This window comes from Pseudomonas sp. VMV1 (assembly GCF_056790235.1).
This window is the reverse complement of sequence record NZ_JBXGSE010000003.1, coordinates 833,724-858,744: the sequence shown is the minus strand read 5'-3', so window position 1 is coordinate 858,744 and position 25,021 is coordinate 833,724. Positions and strand designations below refer to the sequence as shown.

Annotated in this window: 15 protein-coding genes and 1 pseudogene; 9 read left to right on the top strand and 7 right to left on the bottom strand. The window is 64.6% G+C overall.

Translation table 11 applies throughout. The annotated features are described in order from the left end of the window. Positions 1-45: 45 nt before the first annotated feature. From ACUCV0_RS14020 to thiI, 4 genes are all read right to left on the bottom strand, one after another. Positions 46-1,983, bottom strand: coding sequence for an autotransporter domain-containing protein (locus ACUCV0_RS14020; protein WP_482212943.1), 1,938 nt, complete (start codon positions 1,981-1,983; stop codon positions 46-48). 435 nt (positions 1,984-2,418) lie between these two features. Further along, positions 2,419-2,808 carry a lysozyme inhibitor LprI family protein gene (locus ACUCV0_RS14015; protein WP_271653295.1) on the bottom strand — a complete coding sequence of 130 codons (390 nt, stop codon included), beginning with the start codon at positions 2,806-2,808 and terminating at the stop codon, positions 2,419-2,421. A 145-nt stretch (positions 2,809-2,953) separates the two neighbouring features. Next, a complete protein-coding gene (gene typA / locus ACUCV0_RS14010; protein WP_059316519.1) occupies positions 2,954-4,771 on the bottom strand; it encodes a translational GTPase TypA in 1,818 nt (605 codons plus the stop codon). Positions 4,772-4,927: 156 nt separating this feature from the next. Then, positions 4,928-6,382: a tRNA uracil 4-sulfurtransferase ThiI gene (gene thiI, locus ACUCV0_RS14005; RefSeq protein WP_059316520.1), complete on the bottom strand. Its 1,455-nt coding sequence runs from the start codon at positions 6,380-6,382 to the stop codon at positions 4,928-4,930. A gap of 385 nt (positions 6,383-6,767) precedes the next feature. Here thiI and glnA point away from each other — a divergent pair, with 385 nt between their 5' ends. From glnA to ntrC, 5 genes are all read left to right on the top strand, one after another. Then, a complete protein-coding gene (gene glnA, locus ACUCV0_RS14000; RefSeq protein WP_059316521.1) occupies positions 6,768-8,174 on the top strand; it encodes a glutamate--ammonia ligase in 1,407 nt (468 codons plus the stop codon). Positions 8,175-8,332: 158 nt separating this feature from the next. Further along, positions 8,333-8,851: a DUF4124 domain-containing protein gene (locus tag ACUCV0_RS13995; RefSeq protein WP_482212942.1), complete on the top strand. Its 519-nt coding sequence runs from the start codon at positions 8,333-8,335 to the stop codon at positions 8,849-8,851. Continuing rightward, a complete protein-coding gene (locus ACUCV0_RS13990; protein WP_323148135.1) occupies positions 8,851-9,489 on the top strand; it encodes a DUF4124 domain-containing protein in 639 nt (212 codons plus the stop codon). Before ACUCV0_RS13995 ends, ACUCV0_RS13990 begins: the two co-directional genes overlap by 1 nt. A 171-nt stretch (positions 9,490-9,660) precedes the next feature. Next, entirely contained in the window at positions 9,661-10,725 is a 1,065-nt protein-coding gene (gene glnL / locus ACUCV0_RS13985; RefSeq protein WP_059316524.1) for a nitrogen regulation protein NR(II), read from the top strand. A gap of 12 nt (positions 10,726-10,737) precedes the next feature. Further along, positions 10,738-12,168 carry a nitrogen regulation protein NR(I) gene (gene ntrC, locus ACUCV0_RS13980; protein ID WP_482212941.1) on the top strand — a complete coding sequence of 477 codons (1,431 nt, stop codon included), beginning with the start codon at positions 10,738-10,740 and terminating at the stop codon, positions 12,166-12,168. A gap of 1,356 nt (positions 12,169-13,524) precedes the next feature. On the opposite strand, the gene ACUCV0_RS13975 is transcribed toward ntrC, so the two are convergent. Further along, positions 13,525-14,082: a hypothetical protein gene (locus ACUCV0_RS13975; RefSeq protein WP_482212940.1), complete on the bottom strand. Its 558-nt coding sequence runs from the start codon at positions 14,080-14,082 to the stop codon at positions 13,525-13,527. 72 nt (positions 14,083-14,154) lie between these two features. Between ACUCV0_RS13975 and ACUCV0_RS13970 the strand changes: the two genes are divergently transcribed. Beyond that, positions 14,155-14,622 carry a tRNA (cytidine(34)-2'-O)-methyltransferase gene (locus ACUCV0_RS13970; RefSeq protein WP_007161318.1) on the top strand — a complete coding sequence of 156 codons (468 nt, stop codon included), beginning with the start codon at positions 14,155-14,157 and terminating at the stop codon, positions 14,620-14,622. A gap of 76 nt (positions 14,623-14,698) precedes the next feature. After that, positions 14,699-17,044, top strand: a complete 2,346-nt coding sequence (locus ACUCV0_RS13965; protein WP_482212939.1) for an FdhF/YdeP family oxidoreductase — start codon at positions 14,699-14,701, stop codon at positions 17,042-17,044. Between the two features lie 316 nt (positions 17,045-17,360). On the opposite strand, the gene putA is transcribed toward ACUCV0_RS13965, so the two are convergent. Both putA and ACUCV0_RS13955 read right to left on the bottom strand, forming a co-directional pair. Next, positions 17,361-21,329, bottom strand: coding sequence for a trifunctional transcriptional regulator/proline dehydrogenase/L-glutamate gamma-semialdehyde dehydrogenase (putA, locus tag ACUCV0_RS13960; RefSeq protein ID WP_482212938.1), 3,969 nt, complete (start codon positions 21,327-21,329; stop codon positions 17,361-17,363). Positions 21,330-21,599: 270 nt separating this feature from the next. Beyond that, positions 21,600-22,589 (bottom strand): LLM class oxidoreductase, encoded by a 990-nt coding sequence (locus ACUCV0_RS13955; RefSeq protein ID WP_059316531.1) that lies wholly within the window; start codon positions 22,587-22,589, stop codon positions 21,600-21,602. Positions 22,590-23,131: 542 nt separating this feature from the next. Between ACUCV0_RS13955 and ACUCV0_RS13950 the strand changes: the two are divergent. Next, positions 23,132-24,166, top strand: a pseudogene (locus tag ACUCV0_RS13950) (methyl-accepting chemotaxis protein); the annotation flags it as partial. After that, positions 24,149-25,021 (top strand): methyl-accepting chemotaxis protein, encoded by an 873-nt coding sequence (locus tag ACUCV0_RS13945; protein WP_371913874.1) that lies wholly within the window; start codon positions 24,149-24,151, stop codon positions 25,019-25,021. The pseudogene ACUCV0_RS13950 and the gene ACUCV0_RS13945, both read left to right, overlap by 18 nt.

Below are 25,021 nucleotides of genomic sequence, written 5' to 3'. Positions count from 1 at the left end.
CCGCTGCCGCAAGGTCGGCGGGCTATCCCCGGGTTGGGCCCGTGCTTAGAAATCCAGCGACAGGCCCAGCCCTACGCCCTGCTGGTGGGTATCACCCGCGCCGGCATAGCTGTAGCCGCCGCGCAGGGTCAGCTCCGGGGTCAGGCGCTGGACCACGCCCAGACTCAGGCGCGTACGGTCGCTGTCCGGCTGGTAGCCATCCAGGGTGTAGTCCAGACCCGGCACGCTGTTCAGGCGCATGGTCACATCGCGAGTGCCGTCGGCGAATTCCCGTTCGCGGCCCACATCGGCGAACAGCGCCGTGGCCGGTGCGAGTTGCCAGCGGCCCTGCAGGCCCAGCCCGAGGCGCCGCGAGGTGCTCGACTGGTCGTCGAACTCCAGCGCCGTGGCATCGTTGCCGCGCTCGCGATAGCCATCCACCTGGACGCGGGCATAGTCGGCGCTCACGTAGGGACTCAGGTGCCAGGGACTGCCAGCCGCGGCCAGGTCATAGCCCAGGCGCGCCGAGAGGGCACGCAGATCACCATCGGTATCGCCCTGCTCGCTGCGCGTGGTCGGGCCGAGGGCGAAGCGCCGGCTCAGGTCGTCATAGTCCAGGCGGCCACCGGTGGCGGTGAGATCGCCCCAGACGCGCTCGCCCTGATACTGGGCGAAGGCGCTGAGCAGATAGCTGTTCAGGCGATAGTCGGAATCGGCCGCACCGGGCTCCAGGTGCTGCCGCGCGACCCCGGCGGCGACACCGAGGCGCCATTCCTCACTGAGTCGATAGCTGCCGCCCAGGTCCAGGCTGTAGCCGTTGCCATCGCCACCGGCGGTGCTGCGCTGGTCGTCGACGTCCAGCCGCCGCGCGCTGGTATCCACATAGCCCTGCCAGCGCCCCACCGGCTGCCAGGCGTGCCAGTCGCCCAGCCAGCGCTGGTGCAGGCCGTCCTGGTGCGCCCTCAGGGTGGACTGGGCCATCTCCGGCAGCAGGGTGACCTCCCAAGGCGCCGCCAGCAGCGAATAGGCGTAGTCGGCGATCAGCCGCTGCCCCGTGATGGTCGGGTGCACGCGATCGTTGAACAGCAGCTGGCTGGGATCGGCCGCGGCGGCGCCTAGCCCGTAGGTGGTATTGCGGGTGCAGTTGTCGCCACTGAAGCAGGTGCCGGTGAGATTCTGCCCGGTGGCCAGCCCATAGCGTCCGGGTTCCGCCACCACCTCGGCGAGCAGTTGTGGCACGTTGAGACCGATGATCTCCGCGTCGATGCCCGCCAGCCGCGTCACCAGGGCCTGGTTGTAGACCCGGCTCAGGGCCGAAGTGGCCGCCTGCTGCGGCGAACCGGCCAGGGCCGGGGTCTGGCCGATGTCGGGCAGCAGCCAGACCACCAGATGGCGGGCCCCGGCCTGCTGCAACGCAGCGACGCCGTCACCCAGACGATTGGCCGCAGCCGCGGCGGTCGCCGGCGAGGTGACCAGCCCTTGGAGGAAGTCGTTACCGCCACCGCTGATATAGAACAGGGTGTTGGGATCCAGGCTCAACCCCTGGCTGGCAAGACCGGGCAGATAGCCATCGCGTCTGCGCAAGGTCAGGCCGCCAACCGCCACCGTCGAGCCGTTGGCGGCGGTGATCGAATCGCGGATCTGCGCCGTGGTGTAGCCACCCACCGCCCAGTTGTCGCCGTCGCTGAGCCCCAGCAGCCGATTGATCACCGAGGTCGAGGCGTCCAGAGTGCGGGCATCGAAGCCCAACTGCTGGCCAAGCAGGATCGAGGACACCGGGCCGGTCACCGCGCCGCTCGCCGGGCTGTAGCCGGGGCCGACACGATTGGTGAACCTGAGGCTGGCGCCATTGACCCCGGTATCGGGAAATTGCCCGGCGTCCAGCAGGCTGTCGCCAAACACGGTGAAGCCACTGTAGGGATTGGGAGCCGCCTGCACGGTTGCCGCGAGCGTCGTCGCCAGGGCGATGGCCAGCGGCAGGCGTTGCCTGAGGAAAGATGTCATGCCTGCATCCTTGATTGTTGTTATCGGAGCACGCGTCAGGGCGTGTAGCCCCACGCTAGACGGTTTTTGTGACGTTGTATCTGGGTGTGAACAAAAACTTGCAAGACGTTCATGCCGTCTGGACGGCATGCCAGACGGGTGTCGATAGTTCGACTAGGGCGGCCCGCCATGACTGTCGAGTCTGCTGATCAACCAGTGGCAGCACTCATGGGGGTGATGACGCTGAGCGCCCGCTCGGATAGCCCCTCTCCCCCAGGGAGAGGGTTGGGGTGAGGGTCCCTTGCCAGCGAGCCCCTAGTGGAAAACGCTGCACCGTTTTCCACGCTACGGTTTTCTCCGTGGCGACGGCGCTGAGCGCCCGCTCGTATAGCCCCCTCTCCCTCGGGGAGAGGGTTGGGGTGAAGGAACGGCGAGATCCCTATCCCGCCAGCTACCTCACTGCCCCAGCTTGCCCGCTTCGCAGCCGGTGCTGGCGCACTCGCGCAGACGCTCCTTGAGCGTCTCCACACGGCTTTCGGTCAGGCTGACGGCGCAGTCCAGGTTGACGAAGTAGCCATCGGCCTCCTCGCGGGCGCACTGGCTGTCGCGCTGCTTGATCCAGGCGAGTTGCCCCTGCTTGAGCAGCGCCTGCTGATCGGCCGGCAGTTGCTTGCGCAGTTCGCCATAGGTCTGGTTCAGCGACTTGTCGCTCTGGGCGAACAGGGTGCTCGCGCAGTAGACGGTGTCGAAGGCGTTACGGGGCGTCCCGCACCCGGCGGCTTGGGCATTGGCGAGCGCAAAGAGACTCGCCAGCGTCAGGGTGGCGACAAGGGTGGTTTTCAACATGGCAGCATCCTGCAAGGGGGCCGTCCGGAGTGGCGCGGCCATGAGACCAAAGCTAGCAGAGCCGCCGGTTGCGCGCGTGGCGCCTGCTGAAAAACAGCCAACAAAAAAGCGCCCGAAGGCGCTTTCCTGTACTACCCGAGCGGGATCAGACCTTGGAGCGCTCGAAGCGCTTGCGGTCGTTCTCGTTCAGGTACTTCTTGCGCAGGCGGATGGACTTGGGCGTCACTTCCACCAGCTCGTCGTCGGCGATGAATTCCAGCGCCTGTTCCAGGGTGAACTTGATCGGCGGCACCAGGGCGATGACTTCGTCCTTGCCCGAGGCGCGCATGTTGTCCAGCTTCTTGCCCTTGGTGGGGTTGAGCACCAGGTCGTTGTCACGGCTGTTGATGCCGCACAGCTGGCCTTCATAGATCTCGTCGCCCGGAGCCAGGAACAGCTTGCCGCGGCTCTGCAGGGTTTCCAGCGAGTAGGTCAGCGCGGTACCGGTGGCCATGGAGACCAGCACGCCGTTCTGACGGTTGCTCACTTCACCGGCCTTGATCGGGCCGTAGTGGCTGAAGGTCGAGGTCAGGATGCCGCTGCCCGAGGTCAGGGTCAGGAAGTTGTTACGGAAGCCGATCAGGCCACGCGCCGGGATGGTGTACTCCAGGCGGATACGGCCCTTGCCGTCGGGGATCATGTTGGTCAGATCGCCCTTGCGCAGACCCATCTGCTCCATCACCGAGCCCTGGTGCTGCTCTTCGATGTCGATGGTGACGTTCTCGTAGGGCTCCTGCTTCACGCCGTCCTTCTCGATGATCACCACTTCCGGACGGCCCACGGCCATCTCGAAGCCTTCGCGGCGCATGTTCTCGATCAGTACCGACAGGTGCAGCTCGCCACGGCCGGAGACCTTGAACTTCTCGGCCGACTCGCCCGGCTCGACGCGCAGGGCCACGTTGTGCAGCAGCTCCTTGTCCAGACGGTCCTTGATGTTGCGGCTGGTGACGAACTTGCCTTCACGACCGGCGAAGGGCGAGTCGTTGACCTGGAAGGTCATGCTCACGGTGGGCTGGTCGACGGTCAGCGGCGGGCGGGCTTCGACGTTCTGCGGATCGCACAGGGTGTCGGAGATGAACAGCTCGTCCATGCCCGAGACGCAGACGATGTCGCCGGCTTCGGCTTCGGCCACTTCCACGCGCTGCAGGCCGGAGTGGCCCATGATCTTGAGGATACGACCGTTGCGCTTGCTGCCGTCGTCGCTGATGGCCACGACCGGGGTGTTGGCCTTGATGCGGCCACGGGCGATACGGCCGATGCCGATCACGCCCAGGAAGCTGTTGTAGTCCAGCTGGGAGATCTGCATCTGGAAGGGACCGTCCAGATCGACCTGGGGGGCCGGAACGTGGTCGACGATGGCCTGGAACAGGGCATCCATGTTGTCGTCCATCTTCTCGTGGTCCATGCCGGCGATGCCGTTCAGGGCACTGGCGTAGACGATCGGGAAGTCCAGCTGCTCATCGGTGGCGCCGAGGTTGTCGAACAGGTCGAAGATCTGGTCGATGACCCAGTCCGGACGCGCGCCGGGACGGTCGATCTTGTTGACCACCACGATCGGACGCAGGCCGGCCTTGAAGGCCTTCTGGGTCACGAAGCGGGTCTGCGGCATGGGGCCGTCCTGGGCGTCGACCACCAGCAGCACGGAGTCGACCATGGACATCACGCGCTCCACCTCGCCACCAAAGTCGGCGTGGCCGGGGGTGTCGACGATGTTGATGTTGTAGTCCTTCCACTTGAGCGCGGTGTTCTTGGCCAGGATGGTGATGCCACGTTCCTTTTCCTGGTCGTTGCTGTCCATCACCCGCTCGTTTTCCGCTTCTTTGCGGTCCAGGGTGCCGGACAGGCGCAGTAGCTTGTCGACGAGGGTGGTCTTGCCATGGTCGACGTGCGCGATGATGGCGATGTTGCGTAGATTCTCGATCACAGTGGTGTTCTCGGTATAGAAATGAAGGAGCTTCAGCCAGCAGGCTGACAGCCGGAGATTGCAAAGGCGCGAAACGCGGCCGACCGGTATGTGGCCGGCGGCTAGGAGAGGTCGGGAGGGCGGTGGCGGATACTGCCACCCAACAGGCCCGGCTGCTTAGGCCGGACGATAAACGCGCACATTGGCGTGCCCTTCGGTGAGCAGGTGATGGGCATGCAGCCGGCTCATCACCCCGCGGTCGCAATAGAGAAGGTACTGGCGATTCTCGTCCAGTTCCTTGAAACGGCTGTTCAGCGCGAAGAACGGCATGGTCTGCACCTCGATGCCGGGCAGCTCCAGCGGCAGGTCTTCCTGGGCGTCGGGATGGCGAATGTCCACCACGATCTGCCCGGGCAGCGGCTGGTCCACCTCTTCCACCTGCACGTCCTTGCCCAGCTCCTCGATCACCTTGTCGACGGTGATGAAGCGGGCGCGCTCCAGCGCGGCGTCGAGCACCGCCATGTCGAACTTGCCTTCCTCGTGCTCCACCCGCAGGGCCTTGGCCTTGGTGGTGGGATTCACCGAGATGATGCCGCAGTACTCGGGCATGTGCTTGGCGAAGTCGGCGGTGCCGATGCGCTGGGCGGTATCGATGATGTCCTGCTTGTGGCTGGCCAGCAGCGGACGCAACACCAGGGTATCGGTGGCCTTGTCGATCACCGCCAGGTTGGTCAGGGTCTGGCTGGAGACCTGGGAGACGGCTTCGCCGGTCACCAGCGCCTCGATCTGCAGCTGCTCGGCGATGCGACTGGCCGCACGCAGCATCATGCGCTTGAGGATCACGCCCATGTGGCTGTCGTCGCACTGGGTGAGGATCTGCCCCACCACTTCCTCGAAGGGCACGCTGATGAACAGCACCCGCTGGGAGCGCCCGTATTTCTCCCAGAGATAGTGGGCCACTTCCATCACGCCCAGCTCGTGGGCCCGCCCGCCGAGATTGAAGAAGCAGAAATGGCTGACCATCCCGCGTCTCATCATCTGGTAGGCGGCCACGGTGGAGTCGAAGCCGCCGGACATCAGCACCAGCACCTGCTCCAGGGCGCCCAGCGGATAACCGCCCAGGCCTTCGTGATGCTCGTCGATGATGAACAGCTGCTGGTCGCGAATCTCCAGGCGGACGTTCACCTCGGGATTCTTCAGGGCGATGCCGGCGCCGCCGCAGCGCTCGCGCAGGCCGCCGCCGACATAACGCTCCACGTCCATCGAGGAAAAGTCGTGTCGACCGGCGCGCTTGCAGCGTACCGAGAACACCTTGCCGCGTACCCGCTCACCGAAGTGGCGCTCGCACAGCGAAAGGATGGTCTCGAAGTCACCCAGCGGATACTCGTGCACCTCGAGGAACTGGCCGATGCCAGGGGTGCAGGCCAGGCGCTGCTTCATGTCCGCCAGCACCCGTGGCTCGCTGATCGCGGTCTCGAGCGAGATGTTGTCCCAGACCCCCTCCACGCGGACATCCGGATCCAGATCGCGCAGCACGACACGAATGTTCTTCACCAGCTGGCGAATGAAATTCTTGCGCACCGGGCGACTCTTGATGGTGATTTCCGGAAAGACCTTGATGATGAGCTTCATGAGCGGGAAACGGGGGGCGGGTAACGCGAAAGAAAAGGGCGAATATCATACCTGAAAACCATCGAGCACTCGAATTCAACCGACAAAATCACCTCTGGCGCCATTTGAGTGCAGGGACGGATTTAGATGCACTATTTTGGTGCAATGATACGGCCTCGACTGGCCTGAAAACGGCATGGGAGGCGCCAGGAAGGCCCTCCAGCCCATTTGGGGGCACTGGCATACAACTTGCTCTCTTGTGAGGCAGCCGCCCCTGGGCCAGCATAGGGCGCTTTTCGTGGAACGCCGGTCATGGACCAGGCAATACGGGAGCGCCCCTCAAGGGCACAGCTGATACCGGGAGTACCGCCAACCGCTCCCGGCTGAAATTCCTCTGGAGGAAACCATGTCGAAGGCTGTTCAACTGATCAAAGAAAACGACGTGAAGTGGGTAGACCTGCGCTTCACCGACACCAAAGGCAAGCAGCAACACGTCACCATGCCGGCGCGTGACGCGCTGGACGAAGACTTCTTCGCCCACGGCAAGATGTTCGACGGCTCCTCCATCGCCGGCTGGAAAGGCATCGAAGCCTCCGACATGATCCTGCTGCCCGACGACAGCACCGCCGTTCTGGATCCCTTCACCGAAGAGCCGACCCTGATCCTGGTCTGCGACATCATCGAACCCTCCACCATGCAGCCCTACGAGCGCGACCCCCGTGGTATCGCCCGTGCTGCCGAGGAGTACCTGAAGTCCACCGGCATCGGCGACACCGTGTTCGTCGGCCCGGAGCCCGAGTTCTTCATCTTCGACGAAGTGAAGTTCAAGTCGGACATCTCCGGCTCCATGTTCAAGATCTTCTCCGAGCAGGCCTCCTGGAACACCGACGCCGACTTCGAGTCCGGCAACAAGGGCCACCGCCCGGGCGTCAAGGGCGGCTACTTCCCCCTGCCGCCGGTCGACCATGACCACGAAATCCGTACCGCCATGTGCAACGCCCTGGAAGAGATGGGCCTGGTCGTGGAAGTTCACCACCACGAAGTGGCGACCGCTGGCCAGAACGAGATCGGTGTGCAGTTCAACACCCTGGTCAAGAAGGCCGACGAGACCCAGACCCTGAAGTACGTCGTGCACAACGTGGCCGATGCCTACGGCAAGACCGCCACCTTCATGCCCAAGCCCCTGTACGGCGACAACGGCTCCGGCATGCACGTGCACATGTCCATCTCCAAGGATGGCAAGAACACCTTCGCTGGCGAAGGCTATGCCGGCCTGTCCGACACCGCCCTGTACTTCATCGGCGGCATCATCAAGCACGGCAAGGCGCTGAACGGCTTCACCAACCCGTCCACCAACAGCTACAAGCGTCTGGTGCCCGGCTTCGAAGCACCGGTCATGCTGGCCTACTCGGCCCGTAACCGTTCCGCCTCCATCCGTATCCCCTATGTGTCGAGCCCGAAAGCCCGCCGCATCGAAGCCCGCTTCCCGGATCCGGCTGCCAACCCCTACCTGTGCTTCGCCGCCCTGCTGATGGCCGGCCTGGATGGTATCCAGAACAAGATCCACCCCGGCGATGCCGCCGACAAGAACCTGTACGATCTGCCGCCGGAAGAAGGCAAGAAGATCCCGCAGGTCTGCGGCAGCCTGAAGGAAGCCCTGGAAGCCCTGGACGCCGGTCGTGCGTTCCTGACCAAGGGCGGCGTCTTCACCGACGAGTTCATCGATGCCTACATCGAGCTGAAGTCCGAGGAAGAGATCAAGGTGCGTACCTTCGTGCACCCGCTGGAATACGATCTGTACTACAGCGTCTGATCCCGCTGCGGTAAGCGAAAGGCCTCCCTCGGGAGGCCTTTTCTTTGCGCCACGAAAAGCCGTCGCGACCGACGCAGCGCCACGCACGCCAAGTTGCCTACCGGCGCACGCGGCGCGCCTGCTACCCTTGGTATCCATCGCCCGGCCGAGATCCTGCCATGCCTCGCCTGCTTGCCTGCTGTCTGCTCTGCCTCGCCTGCTCCGCCCAGGCCGCGATCTACAAGTCGGTGGATGCCGAAGGCAACACGGTGTTCAGCGACCAGCCCTCGGCCAATGCCAAGCCCGTGCAGGTGGCGCCCACCAATACCGTGGACAATCCGCGGCCGGCGCCGCCCATCCCCAATGCCCCCACGCCGTCGACACCTGCAGGCCCGGCCTTCAACCGCCTGGAGGTCAATGTGCCCGACGATGAGGCCATCCGCGCCAACAACGGTACCTTCTCGGTGGGCGTGGCCGTGGAGCCGGCCCTGGGCCCGGGGCAGTCGCTGCAACTGCTGGTGGATGGCGCACCCTATGGCAGCCCGGGTCAGAGCACCCGCTTCGGCGTGGCCAACCTGGAGCGTGGTGAGCACCGCTTCGCCGCCCAGGTGCTGTCGGGCAATGGCGAGGTGATCCAGACCAGTGCCGAGAAGACCATTACCGTGCAGCGCATCAGCGTCAACAGCCCGGCCCGCTGATGCGTTCGCTCCTGACCTTGTTGCTGCTCTGCCTGCTGCTGCCTGCCCAGGCGGCGGTCTATAGCTACGTCGACAAGGAAGGCAATCGGGTCTACACCGATCAGCCGCCCAAGGGCGTGAAGGCGACGCCGGTGCCACTGAGCACGCCCAACAACCTCAACCAGCAGGGCCAGCCGACCCGCAAGCTGAGTCCGACTCCCACCGCGCCGCTGGCCAGGACGCCCAAGGCCGCGCCCTTCCGCTACCAGATGCTGCGCATCCTGGTACCCGAGCCCGACGCCACGGTGATCGATCAGCAAGGGCAGCTCATCGTCAGCCTGGTCAGCGAGCCGGAGCTGCAGCCGGGTCACAGCTACCGGCTGTTGGTGGATGACAGGGAAGCCGGCGTCGGGCGCAGTCCGGTGTTTCCCCTGGACAACCTGGATCGTGGCACCCATAGCCTGGTGGCGGAGATCCTCGCCGCCGACGGCAATGTGCTGGAGCGTACGCCGGCCCAGCCCTTTCACCTGCGGCGTCCCTCCCTGGAGCAGAAGCGCCGCGCCCATCCCTGCACCGACAAGGATTGGGGCAAACGTCCGGAATGTCCGCTGGACATGAAACCGCCCGAAGCCAAGAAATCCTGGCTACCTTTCCTCTAGCGCACCTCTTTGGTGCGCTTTTTGTCCATGCACCATCTTGATACAAATCCTGCAGGGACTACCGGCCCGCGCGGCGGCTGTTAGTGCACGTTGCAGGCATCTGCCCTAACTCGGGGCGTCTTGGTTTGCTTCTTGCATTTTCCTATCGTCCCTATAGCGCTGTGGCCCCTCATGCCTACCGACGTCATCCACCGGCTCCTGCTCGACAACCTCACGACCGCGGTCATCCTGCTCGATGCGGAGCTGCGTCTGGAGTACATGAATCCGGCGGCCGAGATGCTGTTGGCCATCAGCGGCCAGCGCAGCCACGGCCAGTTCATCAGCGAGTTGTTCACCGAGTCGCCCGAGGCCCTGCAGGCGCTGCGGCAGGCGGTCGATCATGCCCACCCCTTCACCAAGCGCGAGGCGCTGCTGGTCTCCACCTCGGGCAACAGCCTCACGGTGGACTATGCGGTGACCCCCATCTTGGACCGCCACAACACCCTGCTGCTGCTGGAAGTCCATCCGCGCGATCGGCTGCTGCGCATCACCAAGGAGGAGGCACAGCTCTCCAAGCAGGAGACCACCAAGCTCCTAGTGCGCGGCCTGGCCCACGAGATCAAGAATCCCCTGGGTGGCATCCGCGGCGCAGCCCAGTTACTGGCCCGCGAGCTGCCCGAAGAGTCACTCAAGGACTACACCAACGTCATCATCGAGGAAGCGGACCGGCTGCGGAATCTGGTCGACCGCATGCTCGGCTCCAACAAGCTGCCGAAGCTTTCCACCACCAACGTCCACGAGGTGCTCGAACGGGTCTGCAGCCTGGTGGAAGCGGAAAGCCAGGGGCTGATCAATCTGGTACGCGACTACGATCCGAGCATCCCCGACCTGATGATCGATCGGGAGCAGATGATCCAGGCAGTACTCAACATCGTGCGCAACGCCATGCAGGCCATCTCCCAGCAGAACGAACTGCGCCTGGGCCGGGTGACCCTGAGAACCCGTACCCTGCGCCAGTTCACCATCGCCCACCACCGCCATCGCCTGGTGTGCAAGGTGGAGATCATCGACAACGGTCCGGGCATTCCCCAGGACCTGCAGGAAACCATCTTCTATCCCATGGTCAGCGGTCGCCCCGACGGCACCGGCCTCGGGCTCGCCATCACCCAGAACATCATCACCCAGCACCAGGGGCTGATCGAGTGTGAAAGCCATCCTGGCCACACCGCCTTCAGCATCTTCCTGCCGCTGGAATAACGAGGAGTACGCATGAGCCGTCAGGAGACCGTCTGGATCGTCGACGACGACCGTTCCATCCGCTGGGTCCTGGAAAAAGCCCTGCAACAGGAAGGCATGACCACCGTCGCCTTCGACAGCGCCGATAGCGTCATGACCCGCCTCGGTCGCCAGCAACCGGACGTGGTGATCTCGGACATCCGCATGCCGGGGACCAGTGGCCTGGACCTGCTGTCGCGCATCCGCGAGATGCACCCGCGGCTGCCGGTCATCATCATGACCGCCCACTCCGACCTGGACAGCGCCGTGGCTTCCTACCAGGGCGGCGCCTTCGAATACCTGCCCAAGCCCTTCGACGTCGACGAGGCCGTGGCCCTGGTCAAGCGCGCCGGGCAGCATGCCCAGGAGCAACAGGGCTTCGCCGAGCCGGAGCACCTGACCCGCACCCCCGAGATCATCGGCGAGGCGCCGGCGATGCAGGAGGTGTTCCGCGCCATCGGCCGCCTCTCGCACTCCAACATCACGGTGCTGATCAATGGCGAATCCGGTACCGGCAAGGAGCTGGTCGCCCACGCTCTGCACCGCCACAGCCCGCGTGCCACCGCGCCCTTCATCGCCCTGAACATGGCCGCCATTCCCAAGGACCTGATGGAGTCCGAGCTGTTCGGCCACGAGAAGGGGGCCTTCACCGGTGCCGCGGCCCAGCGCCGGGGCCGTTTCGAACAGGCCGACGGCGGCACCCTGTTCCTCGACGAGATCGGCGACATGCCGGCCGACACCCAGACCCGCCTGCTGCGCGTGCTGGCCGATGGCGAGTTCTACCGTGTCGGTGGCCATACCCCGGTCAAGGTCGACGTCCGCATCATCGCCGCCACCCACCAGAATCTCGAAAGCCTGGTGCGCGAGGGCAAGTTCCGCGAAGACCTCTTCCACCGCCTCAATGTCATCCGCATCCACATCCCGCGCCTGGCCGACCGCCGCGAGGACATCCCCGCCCTCGCCCGCCACTTCCTCGCCCGCGCCGCCCAGGAGCTGGCCGTGGAACCCAAGACCCTGCGCAGCGAGACCGAGGAATACATGAAAGGGCTGCCCTGGCAGGGCAACGTGCGCCAGCTGGAGAACACCTGCCGCTGGATCACGGTGATGGCCTCCAGCCGCGAGGTGCTGATCGACGACCTGCCACCGGAGCTGCTCAACCAGCCCCAGGACGCCGCCCCCGCCGCCAACTGGGAACAGGCGCTGCGCCAGTGGGCCGATCAGGCCCTCACCCGCGGCCAATCCAGCCTGCTGGACAACGCCGTGCCGGCCTTCGAACGCATCATGATCGAGACCGCCCTCAAGCACACCGCCGGCCGCCGCCGCGACGCCGCCGTGCTGCTCGGCTGGGGCCGCAACACCCTGACCCGCAAGATCAAGGAGCTGGGCATGAAGGTGGATGGGCCGGATGAGGAGGGGGAAGACTGAGGCTCTCTACCGTGCCGTAGGTTGGGCTGAGCGATAGCGAAGCCCAACGCTTTGTTTTGGCTTAGGGTAGGGTTAGGTTGCCCTCACTGATTATCGTGTTTTGCTGATGGCTCTTGTTTCGCCTGGCCGGCGACTCACTTTTCTTTGCTTGCGGATCGCCGCCCGGTGCAAAGAAAAGTAAGCAAAAGAAAGCACACCCCACGTTTCGGCCCTCCGCTGCGCTCCGGGTGATTCGCTTCGCTCACCCTTCGGGCCAGCCTGCGGCTGTTACTCCGCTTCGCTACGTTTCCCTCGCTCCGGCGTCGCTCCAGGGGCACGGCACGAAGGGGCCTCCTGCCCCTCGCGCCTTGCTCGGCGTCCTGCCTCGCATCCCCCTCCACGACACCTATGCTCGACCTCACTGACGGGGACGGGCGCCAGCCTGAGAGTTAGGTATTTCCAGTATCTGTAGCGTGGAAAACCGCGCAGCGTTTTCCACTGGCGCGTAACGCCGATCCCTGTGGACAAGGCTTTGCCGTTGTCCACGCTACGGGTCACAGCTCTTCGTACTTCTTCAACCAACACTTTCAGGCTGGCGATTCGCCCCGTTCAGAAGGGTGAACGCCAGTGTCGTGGAGTGGGTCGAGCCGCAGGGATGCGGCGAGAGGTCAAGTGGGCCATGGACGGCCCATCTGGACCGACCCCAGAACGGCGCCGGCGTGAGCGAAACGTAGCGAAGTGGAGTAACAGCCGCAGGCTGGCCCGAAGGGTGAGCGCAGCGAATTACCCGGAGCGCAGCGGAGGACCGGATGATCGGGGCAAGCGTTTTTGCTTACTTTTGTCCGGGACGCGCAGTCCGGGACGCGCAGCCGCGACTGAAAAAAGTGAGTCGCCCGGGTGGGCGAAACAAGAGGCACCCACAACACTCGGTAAACAGCCAAGGCACCAATAAGCCTTAGCACCTAGCACCTAGCACCTAGCACCTAGCACCTAGCACCTAGCACCTAGCACCTAGCACTGGCTTCACATTGTTGGGCTTCGACGATGGAGCCGCCTCAACCCAACCTACGAATCCTCCAAAATTACTCAAGCCAAAACTTGGCACACCTCCTGCAATACCTCAGGTAACTACCCTTTTGGGGACCTCGGTACAGGCAGGCTGGGGAATCCCCTCTTTTCTTCCTGAGGCCATCACTCACGGTGATGGCCTCTTTTTTTCGCCTGCAAAAAGCTGCAAACCCCAGGTTAGAGCGCCTCCTGCTCTATAGCCAAGACAAGGGGACTGGCAAAGGCAGCCGAAGCGTCAAGGCACCCCGGCGCTCCACCCCGTTCCGCTCTGGTGCAAACAGCCAGTCTTTTGCCTGATAACGGGGCATTTCAGGGCGTCAGCGGGACCTCGACGTGAAGCACCCAGTCCTCGCCTTCTTCCACGATCCGGTCGCTGGCCTGCAGCGCGCCGCCGACACCTACCAGCAACACCTTAAGGTCCTGCCCCTCCTGGCGCACCGTCCAGGAAAAGCTGCCACCCGGACGCACCACCCGTCCCTGGCGTTCGCCACCGTCCCAGCGGGCCCGGGGTAAGCGCAGGCTGAGGGCGCCCTCGGGGCGATAGCGTTCATAGAACAGCGAGCGATCGGCGGTGATCAGCAATTCGAAGCGGCCGGCCTCCTGGCGACTGTCCACCCCCAGGATGACCGGGCGGCGGGCCTCGGCCGACCAGGGATCGGGATGGGTGCGCTGGTACACCAGTTGGCCGATGATCATGCCGAACAATCCGGCGCCCAGGGCCGCCGAGGCCAGCCAGAGGGTCAGGCGCTGGCGCTGGCTGCGCCATTCGGCCTTGAGCAGCTCGGGATCCTCCACCCGCGCCAGTTCGTCCCGCCGGGCGCGCTGTTCGCGTAACAGCCAGTCGATCAGCCGGCGCCAGAGGCTCATCGCCCTGTCCCGCTCGCGACGCCGCGTCGGCGGCGCAGTACCATAGGCGCTTTGCCAGGCGCCCTGCCCTTCATGTTCGACATCATCCTCTACCAACCGGAAATTCCGCCCAATACCGGCAACGTCATTCGCCTGTGCGCCATCACTGGCTGCCGCCTGCATCTGATCGAGCCGCTGGGCTTCGCACTGGACGACAAGAAATTGCGCCGCGCCGGCCTGGACTACCACGAATGGTCCAGCGTGCGGACCCATGCCAGCCTCGCGGCCTGTATAGCAGATTTGCAGCCGCCGCGACTGCTGGCCTTCACCACCAAGGCCAGCCATCCCTTCACCGAGATCGCCTATGCGCCGGGCGACGCCCTGCTGTTCGGCCCGGAAAGTCGTGGTCTGCCGGCCGAGGTGCTGGAGTCCCTGCCGCCCGAACAACGGCTGCGCCTGCCCATGTTGCCCAACCGGCGCAGCCTCAATCTGTCCAACACCGTGGCCGTGGCCGTCTACGAAGGCTGGCGCCAGCTGGGCTTCGCTGCACCGCCTGGCTGACCGCCAGAACCTTACTGCCAGACGCGCCGTCCCATGACCTACAGGCACATCGCCAGACCGTCACACGAGGCGCATCATGAGCAAGATCGGCAAACCCAAGGTTGAACGCTACGACGCGCCCTCGGGTGGCTGGGGCTCGGCGCGCTCGGTGACCGAGATCGTCTTGCGCGAGCGAGTGCCACTCAAGTCCGGTGCCCTGCTGGCCCGGCAGAATAAGCATGGCGGTTTCGCCTGCGTGAGTTGTGCCTGGGCCAAGCCCGGCAAGCCCCACCCACTGGAATTCTGCGAGAACGGCGCCAAGGCCACGGCCTGGGAGGTCACCAGCAAGAGGTGCGGACCGGAATTCTTCGCCGGCCATTCCCTCACCGAACTGCGCGGCTGGCGCGACTACGATCTGGAAGAGGTCGGACGCCTGACCCACCCCCTGCGTTACGACGCCGCGAGCGACCGCTATCGGCCGGTGAGCTGGGCTGAAGCCTTCGCCGACATCGGCGCCGAGCTCAAGGCACTGGATCCGGATTCGGTGATCTTCTACGCCTCGGGTCGCGCGGCGCTGGAGACCTCCTACCTCTATCAGCTCTATGCCCGCCTGTACGGCACCAACAATCTGCCGGACAGTTCCAATATGTGCCACGAGAGCACCTCGGTGGCCCTGCCCAAGAGCATCGGCGTGACCGTGGGCACCGTGACCCTCAACGATTTCGATCAGGCCGACTGCCTGCTGTTCTTTGGCCAGAATCCCGGCAGCAATAGCCCGCGGATGCTGCATGACCTGCAGGAAGCGCGCAAACGCGGCGCGCCCATCATCACCTTCAATCCCTTGCGCGAGCGTGGTCTGGAGACCTTCGTCAATCCGCAGTCGCCGGTGGAGATGCTGACCGATCACCCCACCCAGATCAGCACCCAGTACCACCAGCTCAAGCCGGGTGGCGACATCGCTGCACTCACCGGCATGTGCAAGGCCCTGCTGACCGCCGATGACCAGGCCCGCGAGCAAGGCCAGCCCGCCGTGCTCGACCATGCCTTCATCGCCGAGCACTGCCATGGCTTCGCCGAATTCTGCGAATGGCTGCAACGCCAGGAATGGCCGCAACTGGAGCGCCAGTCAGGCCTCACCCGCAGTGCCCTGGAAGCGGCCGCTGCCGTCTACGGACGTTGTCATAAAGTCATTGGCATCTATGGCATGGGGCTGACCCAGCATCGCTACGGGGTGGAAACCATTCAGATGCTGGCCAATCTGCTGCTCATGCGCGGCAACATCGGCAAGCCTGGCGCCGGCATCTGCCCGGTGCGGGGCCATTCCAATGTCCAGGGTCAGCGCACCGTGGGCATCACCGAGAAACCGGAACTGGCGCCACTGGAGCAGCTCGGCGAGCGCTTCGGCTTCACCCCACCGCAGGACAAGGGGCGCAATACCGTGGAGGCCTGCGAAGGCATCCTCGATGGTTCGGTAAAGGCCTTCATCGGCCTGGGCGGCAACTTCCTGCGCGCCATTCCCGAGACCAGTCTGATGGAACCAGCCTGGCGCACCCTGCGCCTGTCGGTGCAAATCGCCACCAAGCTCAATCGCAATCACCTCGTCCCAGCGGACAAGGCCTATTTGCTGCCCTGCCTGGGGCGTACCGAAATCGATCGCCAGAATGGCGTGGAGCAGGCTCACAGCACCGAGGACAGCACCGGCTGCATCCACGGCTGGCGCGGTGTGGCCGAGCCGCCCGAGGGCGAACTACTGTCCGAGCCGGCCATCGTCGCTGGCCTGGCCAAGGCCACCCTGCCGGACAACCCCAAGGTCACCTGGGATGCCTGGGTCGCTGACTATGGCCTTATCCGTAACGAGATCGCCCTATCCTTCCCGGAGATCTTCCACGACTTCAATGCCAGGATGTGGGAGGTAGGCGGCTTTCATCGCCCGCTGCCAGCGGCCAAGCGCGAGTGGAAGACCGAAACCGGCAAGGCCAATCTCATCGTGCCGCGCAGCCTGGAAGAAGACCCAGACATGCCCGCGAGCGGGCGTGACGTCCTGACCCTGATGACGCTGCGCAGCAACGACCAGTTCAACACCACCATCTACGGCTATCACGATCGTTTCCGCGGCGTGAAGGGCACCCGGGCGGTGCTCTTCATGAATCACAACGACATCGAACGCCTGGGCCTGGCCGAGGGCGACAAGGTGCAGGTGTCGACGGTGGCCGATGACGGCGTGCGGCGCGAGGTAGGCCCGCTGCGGGTCACGCCCTACAACATTCCAGAAGGCGCCTGTGGCGGCTACTACCCCGAGTGCAACGCCCTGATCCCGCTCTGGCACCATGCCGAAGGCAGCAAGGTACCGGCGGCCAAGGCCATTCCGGTGCGCCTGACCAAGCTGATCACGGCGAATGGCGGCTTTCCGGTGGAGCCGGAGGGGTATGGGGCGCAGTACTGAAAGTGGATCAAACCAGGCGTAGAAAACGCTGAAGCCTGGTCCACACCACTACCTTCCGGAAAACGAAAAGCCCAGCATTGAAGTGCTGGGCTTTTTTGCAACGCTCGATCCAATCTACGGGTAACCGAGCTGAGACAGCTCCACCGTCGAAGCTCAACGGCAAGGCTGACTATTGGGCATCGCTGCGCTCAACCCAACCTACGAGCTGTCCGTGCTACGGACAAGGCTGCGACCGCCCGGAAAGTAAAAAGCCCAGCACTCACGTGCTGGGCTTTTCGTCGCGCTCAGGCTACGCGCTTTCGCAGCCCGATGCTTCTTATCCGATCGTCATCAGACTGGCATTGCCGCCGGCGGCTGCCGTATTCACGCTCAGGGCGCGCTCGATGAGCAGGCGCTCCAGCGGAATGGCGGTCTCGCCGCGGGCCAGGCCCTGGACGCCAACGATGGGGCCGTTGCGCTTGGCTACCAGCTGGCAGATCTGGCGCAGCTGGTCGGAGTCACCGTGGTGCAGGACCGCCTCGAAGGCGACCTCATCCTTGCGCCAGTCGGCGGTGGCCTGCACCCGCGACCGCACGGCTTGCGGCAGGCGATTCAGGGTAGCCTTGTGCGCCTCCTCGACCAGCGCGGTGCTACCCACCGCCATGACCGCCGCCAGCTGTAGCAGCAGATCGCTTTCGTCCGCCGCCAGGCACAGTACCCGGCTGCGCGGCAGCAGGCTGTAGCTGTTGCGCTCGCCCGTCGGGCCGGGCAGCAGGCGGGTCAGGCCGCTTAGGGACTCTTCGGCGAATCTCAGGCAGGCCTGTTCCAACTCGCCCAGGCCCTGCTGCTTGGCCCAGTCCTGCAGGGCACCCAGCGGATTGCCGGCCTGCTGGCGCAGGGCGTCACGCACCTGCCATTCGGTCTCGCCAGCGCTGCCCTTGGCCAGGGCCACGGCGGGATCGCCATCCGGACGAGTGCTGAGCAGACGGTAGAGATACAGCGGGCCACCGGCCTTGGGACCGGTACCCGAGAGGCCTTCGCCACCGAAGGGCTGCACCCCGACCACCGCGCCGACCATGTTGCGGTTGACGTAGAGGTTGCCGGCATGGGCGCGCTCTACCACCTTGGCGATGGTCTCGTCGATACGGGTATGCACCCCGAAGGTCAGGCCATAGCCGGTGGCATTGATCTGGTCGATGACCTTGTCCAGGTCCTTGCGAGCGTAGCGCACCACGTGCAGCACCGGACCGAAGACCTCGCGGCCCAGCTCGGCCAGGCTATCCAGCTCGATCAGGGTGGGCATGACGAAGGTGCCACGGTGGATGGCATCGCCCTCCACGCGCCCGCCCTGGTGCACCCGACGACCTTTACCTCTCAGGGTCTGGATATGCTTGTCGATGGTGGCCTTGGCCTCGCCATCGATCACCGGACCGATGTCGATGGCCAGGTTTTCCGGGTTGCCCAGCCGGCATTCGGCCATGGCGCCCTTGAGCATCTCCAGCACACGGTCGGCCACGTCGTCCTGCACGCAGAGCACGCGCAGGGCCGAGCAGCGCTGACCGGCGCTGTCGAAGGCGGAGGCGACCACATCGGCCACCACCTGCTCGGCTAGCGCCGAGGAGTCGACGATCATGGCGTTCTGGCCGCCAGTCTCGGCGATCAGCGGGATCGGTCGGCCCTGGGCGTCCAGGCGCCCGGCGATGTTGCGCGCCAGGATCTGGGCCACTTCGGTGGAACCGGTGAACATCACCCCCTTGACCCGCACATCGTTGACCAGGGCGGCGCCGATGGTGGAACCCTCACCCGGCAGCAGTTGCAGCACGCCTTCGGGGATGCCGGCTTCCAGCAGGAGGCGCACGGCCTGGGCGGCGATGAGCGGAGTCTGCTCGGCCGGCTTGGCCAGCACGGTGTTGCCAGCGGCCAGGGCCGCGGCGATCTGGCCACTGAAGATGGCCAGGGGGAAGTTCCAGGGGCTGATGCAGACCACCGGACCCAGCGGGCGGTGACTGTCGTTGGCGAAGTCGCGACGCACCAGGGCGGCGTAGTAGCGCAGGAAGTCCACCGCCTCGCGCACCTCGGCGATGGCGTTGGCGTAGGTCTTGCCGGCTTCGCGCACCAGCAGGCCCATCAGCGGCTGGATCTGGGCTTCCATCAGCTCGGCGGCGCGATCCAGAGCAGCGGCGCGTTGCTCGGGCGGGGTGGATTGCCAGATGGGTGCAGCGGCCAGGGCCTCTTCCAGGGCGATGTCGACATCGGCACGGGTGGCGTTGCTCACCTGACCGACGCGGTCGCGGCGATCGGCCGGGTTGAGCACCGGCTGCGGAATCGACGGCTCACTGGCGCGACCCAGCAGCGGCCGAGCTTCCCAGGCGGTGTTGCCACTGGCCAGCAGCGCGGCTGACAAGGAACCCAGGCGGTGTTCGCTGGACAGGTCCAGGCCGCTGGAATTGCAGCGCTCGGCGCCGTACAGGGCACTCGGATGGGGAATGCGCGGGTGCGGCAGGCCGATGCCGCCTTCATTGGTGGACTGCTGCTCGATCTGCACCACCGGATCGGCTACCAGCTCGTCCAGGGAGATGGAATGGTCGGCGATGCGGTTGACGAAAGAGGTGTTGGCGCCGTTTTCCAGGAGGCGACGGACCAGATAGGCCAGCAGGGTCTCGTGGGTGCCCACCGGGGCATAGATACGGCACGGCCGCGCCAGCTTGCCGTCTTTGATGCTGCCCACCACCTGCTCGTACAGCGGCTCGCCCATGCCGTGCAGGCACTGGAATTCGTACTGGCCGGGATAGTAGTTCTGGCCGCCCATTTGGTAGATGGCCGCCAGGGTGTGGGCGTTATGGGTGGCGAATTGCGGATAGATGGCTTCCGGCGCCGCCAGCAGCTTGCGGGCACAGGCCAGGTAGGCCACGTCGGTGTAGACCTTGCGGGTATAGACCGGATAGCCCTCCAGGCCTTCCATCTGGGCACGCTTGATCTCGCTGTCCCAGTAGGCGCCCTTGACCAGGCGGATCATCAGCCGGCGACGGCTGCGGCGGGCCAGGTCGATCAAATAGTCGATCACCAGCGGGCAGCGCTTCTGGTAGGCCTGGATGACGAAGCCGATGCCGTTCCAGCCGGCCAGCTGCGGCTCGAAGGACAGCCGCTCCAGCAGATCCAGGGAGATTTCCAGGCGATCGGCTTCCTCGGCATCGATGTTCAGGCCGATGTCGTAGCGCTTGGCCAGCAGGGTCAGCTCCAGCAGGCGCGGATAGAGCTCGCTCATCACCCGGTCGTACTGGGCGCGGCTGTAGCGCGGGTGCAGGGCCGAGAGCTTGATGGAGATGCCCGGGCCTTCATAGATGCCGCGACCGTGGGAAGCCTTGCCGATGGAATGGATGGCCTGCTCGTAGGAGGCCAGGTAGCGGCGGGCATCGGCTTCGGTCAGGGCCGCTTCACCCAGCATGTCGTAGCTGTAGCGGAAGCCCTTCGCCTCGAACTTGCTGGCGTTGGCCAGGGCCTCGGCGATGGTCTCGCCGGTGACGAACTGCTCGCCCATCAGGCGCATGGCCATGTCCACGCCCTTGCGGATCACCGGCTCGCCGCTCTTGCCAATGAGACGGTTGAGCGAACTGGTGAGGCCGGCTTCGTTGTGGGTCGAGACCAGGCGACCGGTCAGCAGCAGGCCCCAGGTGGCGGCATTGACGAACAGCGAAGGGCTATTACCCAGGTGCGGCTGCCAGTTGCCGGTGCTGATCTTGTCGCGGATCAGGGCATCGCGGGTGCCCTTGTCGGGAATGCGCAGCAGGGCCTCGGCCAGGCACATCAGGGCCACGCCTTCCTGGGACGACAGTGAGAACTCACGGAGCAGACTCTGCACCATCCCGGAGCGCCCGGTTGCACCCTTGGCGTTGCGAAGCTTTTCGGCGATGCGGTGGGCCAGCTCGTGGGTGGCCTTGGCCTGGGCAGCGGGCAGGCGCGCCTGCTCCAGCAGCAGCGGCAACAGCTCTTCTTCTGGGCGGCGATAGGCGGCGGTGATGGCCGAGCGCAGAACCGATTGCGGCAGGATGCTTTCGGCGAATTCCAAGAAGGGCTGATAGACCGGATCGGCCAGGGCTTCCACCGCCTCGTTGTCCCCCTCGGCCAGCCGCTGGGCGATGCCCTGCAGATCGGCCAGGGTCGCACCGCTTTCCAGGGTTTCCAGATAGGTGAAGATGGCCTGCTTGATCAGCCAATGGGGCGTCCGATCGATACGGCGAGCCGCTTCCTTGAGGCGATCGCGAGTGGCTTCGTCGAGCTTTACGCCCAGGGTGGTAGTGGTGGCCATGCGCAGGTCCTCAAGCAAGAAGGCATCGAAATTCGGCGCAGCTTAGCGCCGCTCGAAAGAAAAGTGCAACCAAGTGCAACCCAGCAGGTTCTACCGTCGATCCGGTTGCACCAATGGCAAGGTAACAGATCGCAAAACTATGCAGAGATCAGGCCAAGGGTTGCGACCTGGTCGAACCCCCGCCACAGAGGAATCGCGCATTCGAATGACGACTTGGGAAAGTCGTTAGCCAGGCAAGTGTTACCTGGCTTCACACGGGCGCCGGGCCTTTCACTGCAGGGAAGGAAAGTGCGGCAGCACGAACTCGCCCAGCTCCTGAACGACTTCGCTGGCCGGACGGCGCGAGGGACGCAGATTGAGCGCCAGGTGATTGACGCCCGCCTCCTGCAATTGGGTGAGATAGTCCACCAGCGCTCGCCGCCCACAGGACAGGCCGGCATGGATGGGCCGCGGGGGCTGGTCCGGATCACTGGCCAGCTCGAAGAACAGGCCCTGAGCGAAGGGCTTGAACAATTCGCGCCCGCCGATTTCGTTCAACGCCTCGCGCCAGACCCGCGTCAGCGCCGGGACATGTTCGGCAGGCACGAAGTAATAGAACCAGCCATCGGCCTTGGCGGCGATCCAGTCCACCGTCTGCCGACTGCGCCCGGTCACCAGCGCCGGGATACGACCGTGCACCGGTTTGGGCACCAGATCGGCCAGCCCCTGCAGATCGCCGAAACGGCGGAATTCACCCAGGGGAAAATTGGTTTCGCCGGCCAGCCGGAACATCTCAAAGGCATCGCGAAAGCGCTCGCCCCGTCGCTCGAACTCGCCTTCCAGGCCGAACGCCGGGTATTCCACCGGGCGATCGCCGGAGGCTACTCCCAACACCAGGCGACCATCGCTCAACTGATCGACCGAGGCCGCCATCTTGGCCAGATGCAGGGGATGCCGCAGGGTGATGACGGCACTGCCGGTTGCCAGGGTCAGGTGTTGGGTGATGCCGGCCAGATAGCCGAGATAGGTGAAGGGTTCGAATACCTGGCCGGCATCGTTGAAACCAGGATCATAGAAGGGCACGTCGCGTGCCCAGAGCGCGGCGAAGCCCAACTGGTCGGCCAGCCGCGCCAGGCGCGCATGGTCGCGCAGGGTCGGCATGGGATCATCGGGATAGCCCTCCAGCGGTAGCAGGAAGCCCAGGGTCAGGCGACCGGGTGCGAACAGCCGCGAAAAACCCGGATGCTGAAGGAAGGCGCGGCGACGCTCCGTGGTGGACATGGGGATTCCTTGCCAGAGAGGGAAAGCGAATGACCTTTCTATGGAGTCTAGCGGCATTCCAGGGTTCGCCGAGTGCCGGCTCGCTCATGCTCGACCCGCCCCCTTGCGACCCAGCGCGCCACGGACTGCGCATTCTCCGCCGCTCCGGCAGCCTGTATCGACCTTGGCACTCTCCGTATGCGGTCTTCTTACACCCCACTCTGGCAAGTCATTCTTTCAGAAACATTATTTAACCTACTTTCTTCATATAAAGACAGACTATTAGTAAGGATAAACTTTTAGCTCCTTACTTTTATCAACTGCGCGAAATAGTGCTCAAGTATCGCTATAGCTGAAACAAAACGGCTTTTCTTGCAGACGGTGGTCAGCCAAGCCCCCAAGCAGAGCTTGAAGGGGCACTCCATAAATAGATTTACCAATTTAGCGCATTTCCTTCGAAGCAGGAAATGCGCATCCCAGAGCCTTTCCAGCTGGTTTAAGATCTTTCCCTTTTTCCTTCCCTTGGCTCCGGAACATTTTTCCGAACATCAGGAATAGCATCCATGCAGTTGCACAACATGAGTGTTCGTACAAAGCTTTTTTCCGGTTTCACCGCCTTGATCATCCTCACACTGGCCATTGCCTACGCAGGCTGGTCTGGCATCCAGGCCTTGGGCCGGCGCGGCAATCTCATCGAGCAGTTCACCCAGATCGGCCTGCTCACTCGCGACATGCGCAATGCCCGCGGGGCCTTCGCCCTACTGCCGGAAACGGAGCAGGCCAATCGCTGGAAGCTCTCCATCGACGCCCTCGAAAAGCAACTGCAGGAAGCTCGCCCGCTGTTTCGACGCCCCCAGAGCCAGGCGCTGCTCGCCCGCACCGAGCAAACCCTCCAGGAATATCGTGACCTCTATCAGCAGACGCTGAAGGTGACCCAGGACCGCGATGCCACCATCCAGAGCATAAGAGAGACTGGCGATACGCTAGACAAGCAGCTTCAAGACGCCTCCAGCGCGCTGGATAGCCAGATCGACCATGGCGGCGTGCAATTCTCGTCCCTGCTGGCGGCCCTGCAAAAACTGCGAATCGACTTCCGCGTCTATGTGCTTAAATCCGCCGGCCCGCAGCAGGAAGCCCTGCAGACCTCACTGGGCAAGGTCGGTGCCGTACTCAAGGCTCTGCCGGCCAGCAGCGCCTCGACCACGAGCCTGCAGCGACTGCCAGAACTCTTCGACCAGTATCAGCGCCAGATACAGCAGCTGTTCACCATTCAGAAGCAGTTCGAACAAGCCGACGACGGCCTGGACCAGCGCATCCTGGCGCTGCTCAAGACCGCCGACGAGATGAAGCAGGTGCAGAACCAGTTCCGTCTCGGCGATATCCGCGATGCCAAGCTGATGCTCTTTGGCGGCCTGCTCCTGGCGGTGCTGCTGAGCCTGGTCGCCGCCTGGATCATCACCCGCTCCATCGTGACGCCACTGCGCCAGACCCTCGGCACCGTGGAACGGATCGCCGCGGGCGACCTGACCGTCGAGACCCAGGCCGACCGCAAGGACGAACTCGGCCTCCTGCAGGCGGCCATGCAACGCATGATCGTCAATCTGCGCGAGCTTATCCGCGAGCAGAAAGACGGCGTCGTCCAGGTCGCCAGCGCCGCTGAAGAGCTCTCCGCCATCACCCAGCAGACGCGGGCGGGCGCCACGGCGCAAAAGGTGGAGACCGAGCAGATCGCCACCGCCATGCAGCAGATGACCGCCACCATTGGCGAGGTGGCCCGCAATGCCGAGCAGGCCTCCATGACCGCCCGCGAGGCCACGCTCAAGACTCGCGAAGGCGATGAGATGGTCAACCAGGTCGCCACCCAGATCGAAACCTTGGCGCAGGAAGTGGACAGTACCCAGGTGACCATGGAGCTGCTCAAGCAGGACGCCGACCGCATCGGCGGCGTGCTGGACGTGATCAAGGCTGTCGCCGAACAGACCAATCTGCTGGCGCTCAATGCGGCCATCGAGGCGGCCCGTGCCGGCGAGGCAGGTCGTGGCTTTGCCGTGGTGGCCGACGAGGTACGCGGGCTGGCGCAGCGCACCCGCTCTTCCACTGATGAAATCGCCAGCCTGATCACCAGCCTGCATGGCAGCACCGACAAGATGAGCGAGGCGCTGGAGCGCAACATCCAGTTGACCGGCGACAGTGTCGGCCTGACCCGCCAAGCCGGCGTGGTACTGGCCAGTGTCAGTAGCGCGGTGGGCGAAATCGAGGCCATGAACGAGCAGATCGCGGCTGCCGTCGAGCAGCAGAGCGCGGCGGGTGAGAACATCAGTCGCAGCGTGGTCAAGGTTCATGAGGTCGCCGACCAGACCGCCGCCGCCACCGAGGAAACCGCCGGCTCCAGTACCGAGCTGGCCCGCCTGAGCCTGCAACTGCAGGAGCTAACCGCACGCTTCAAGGTCTGA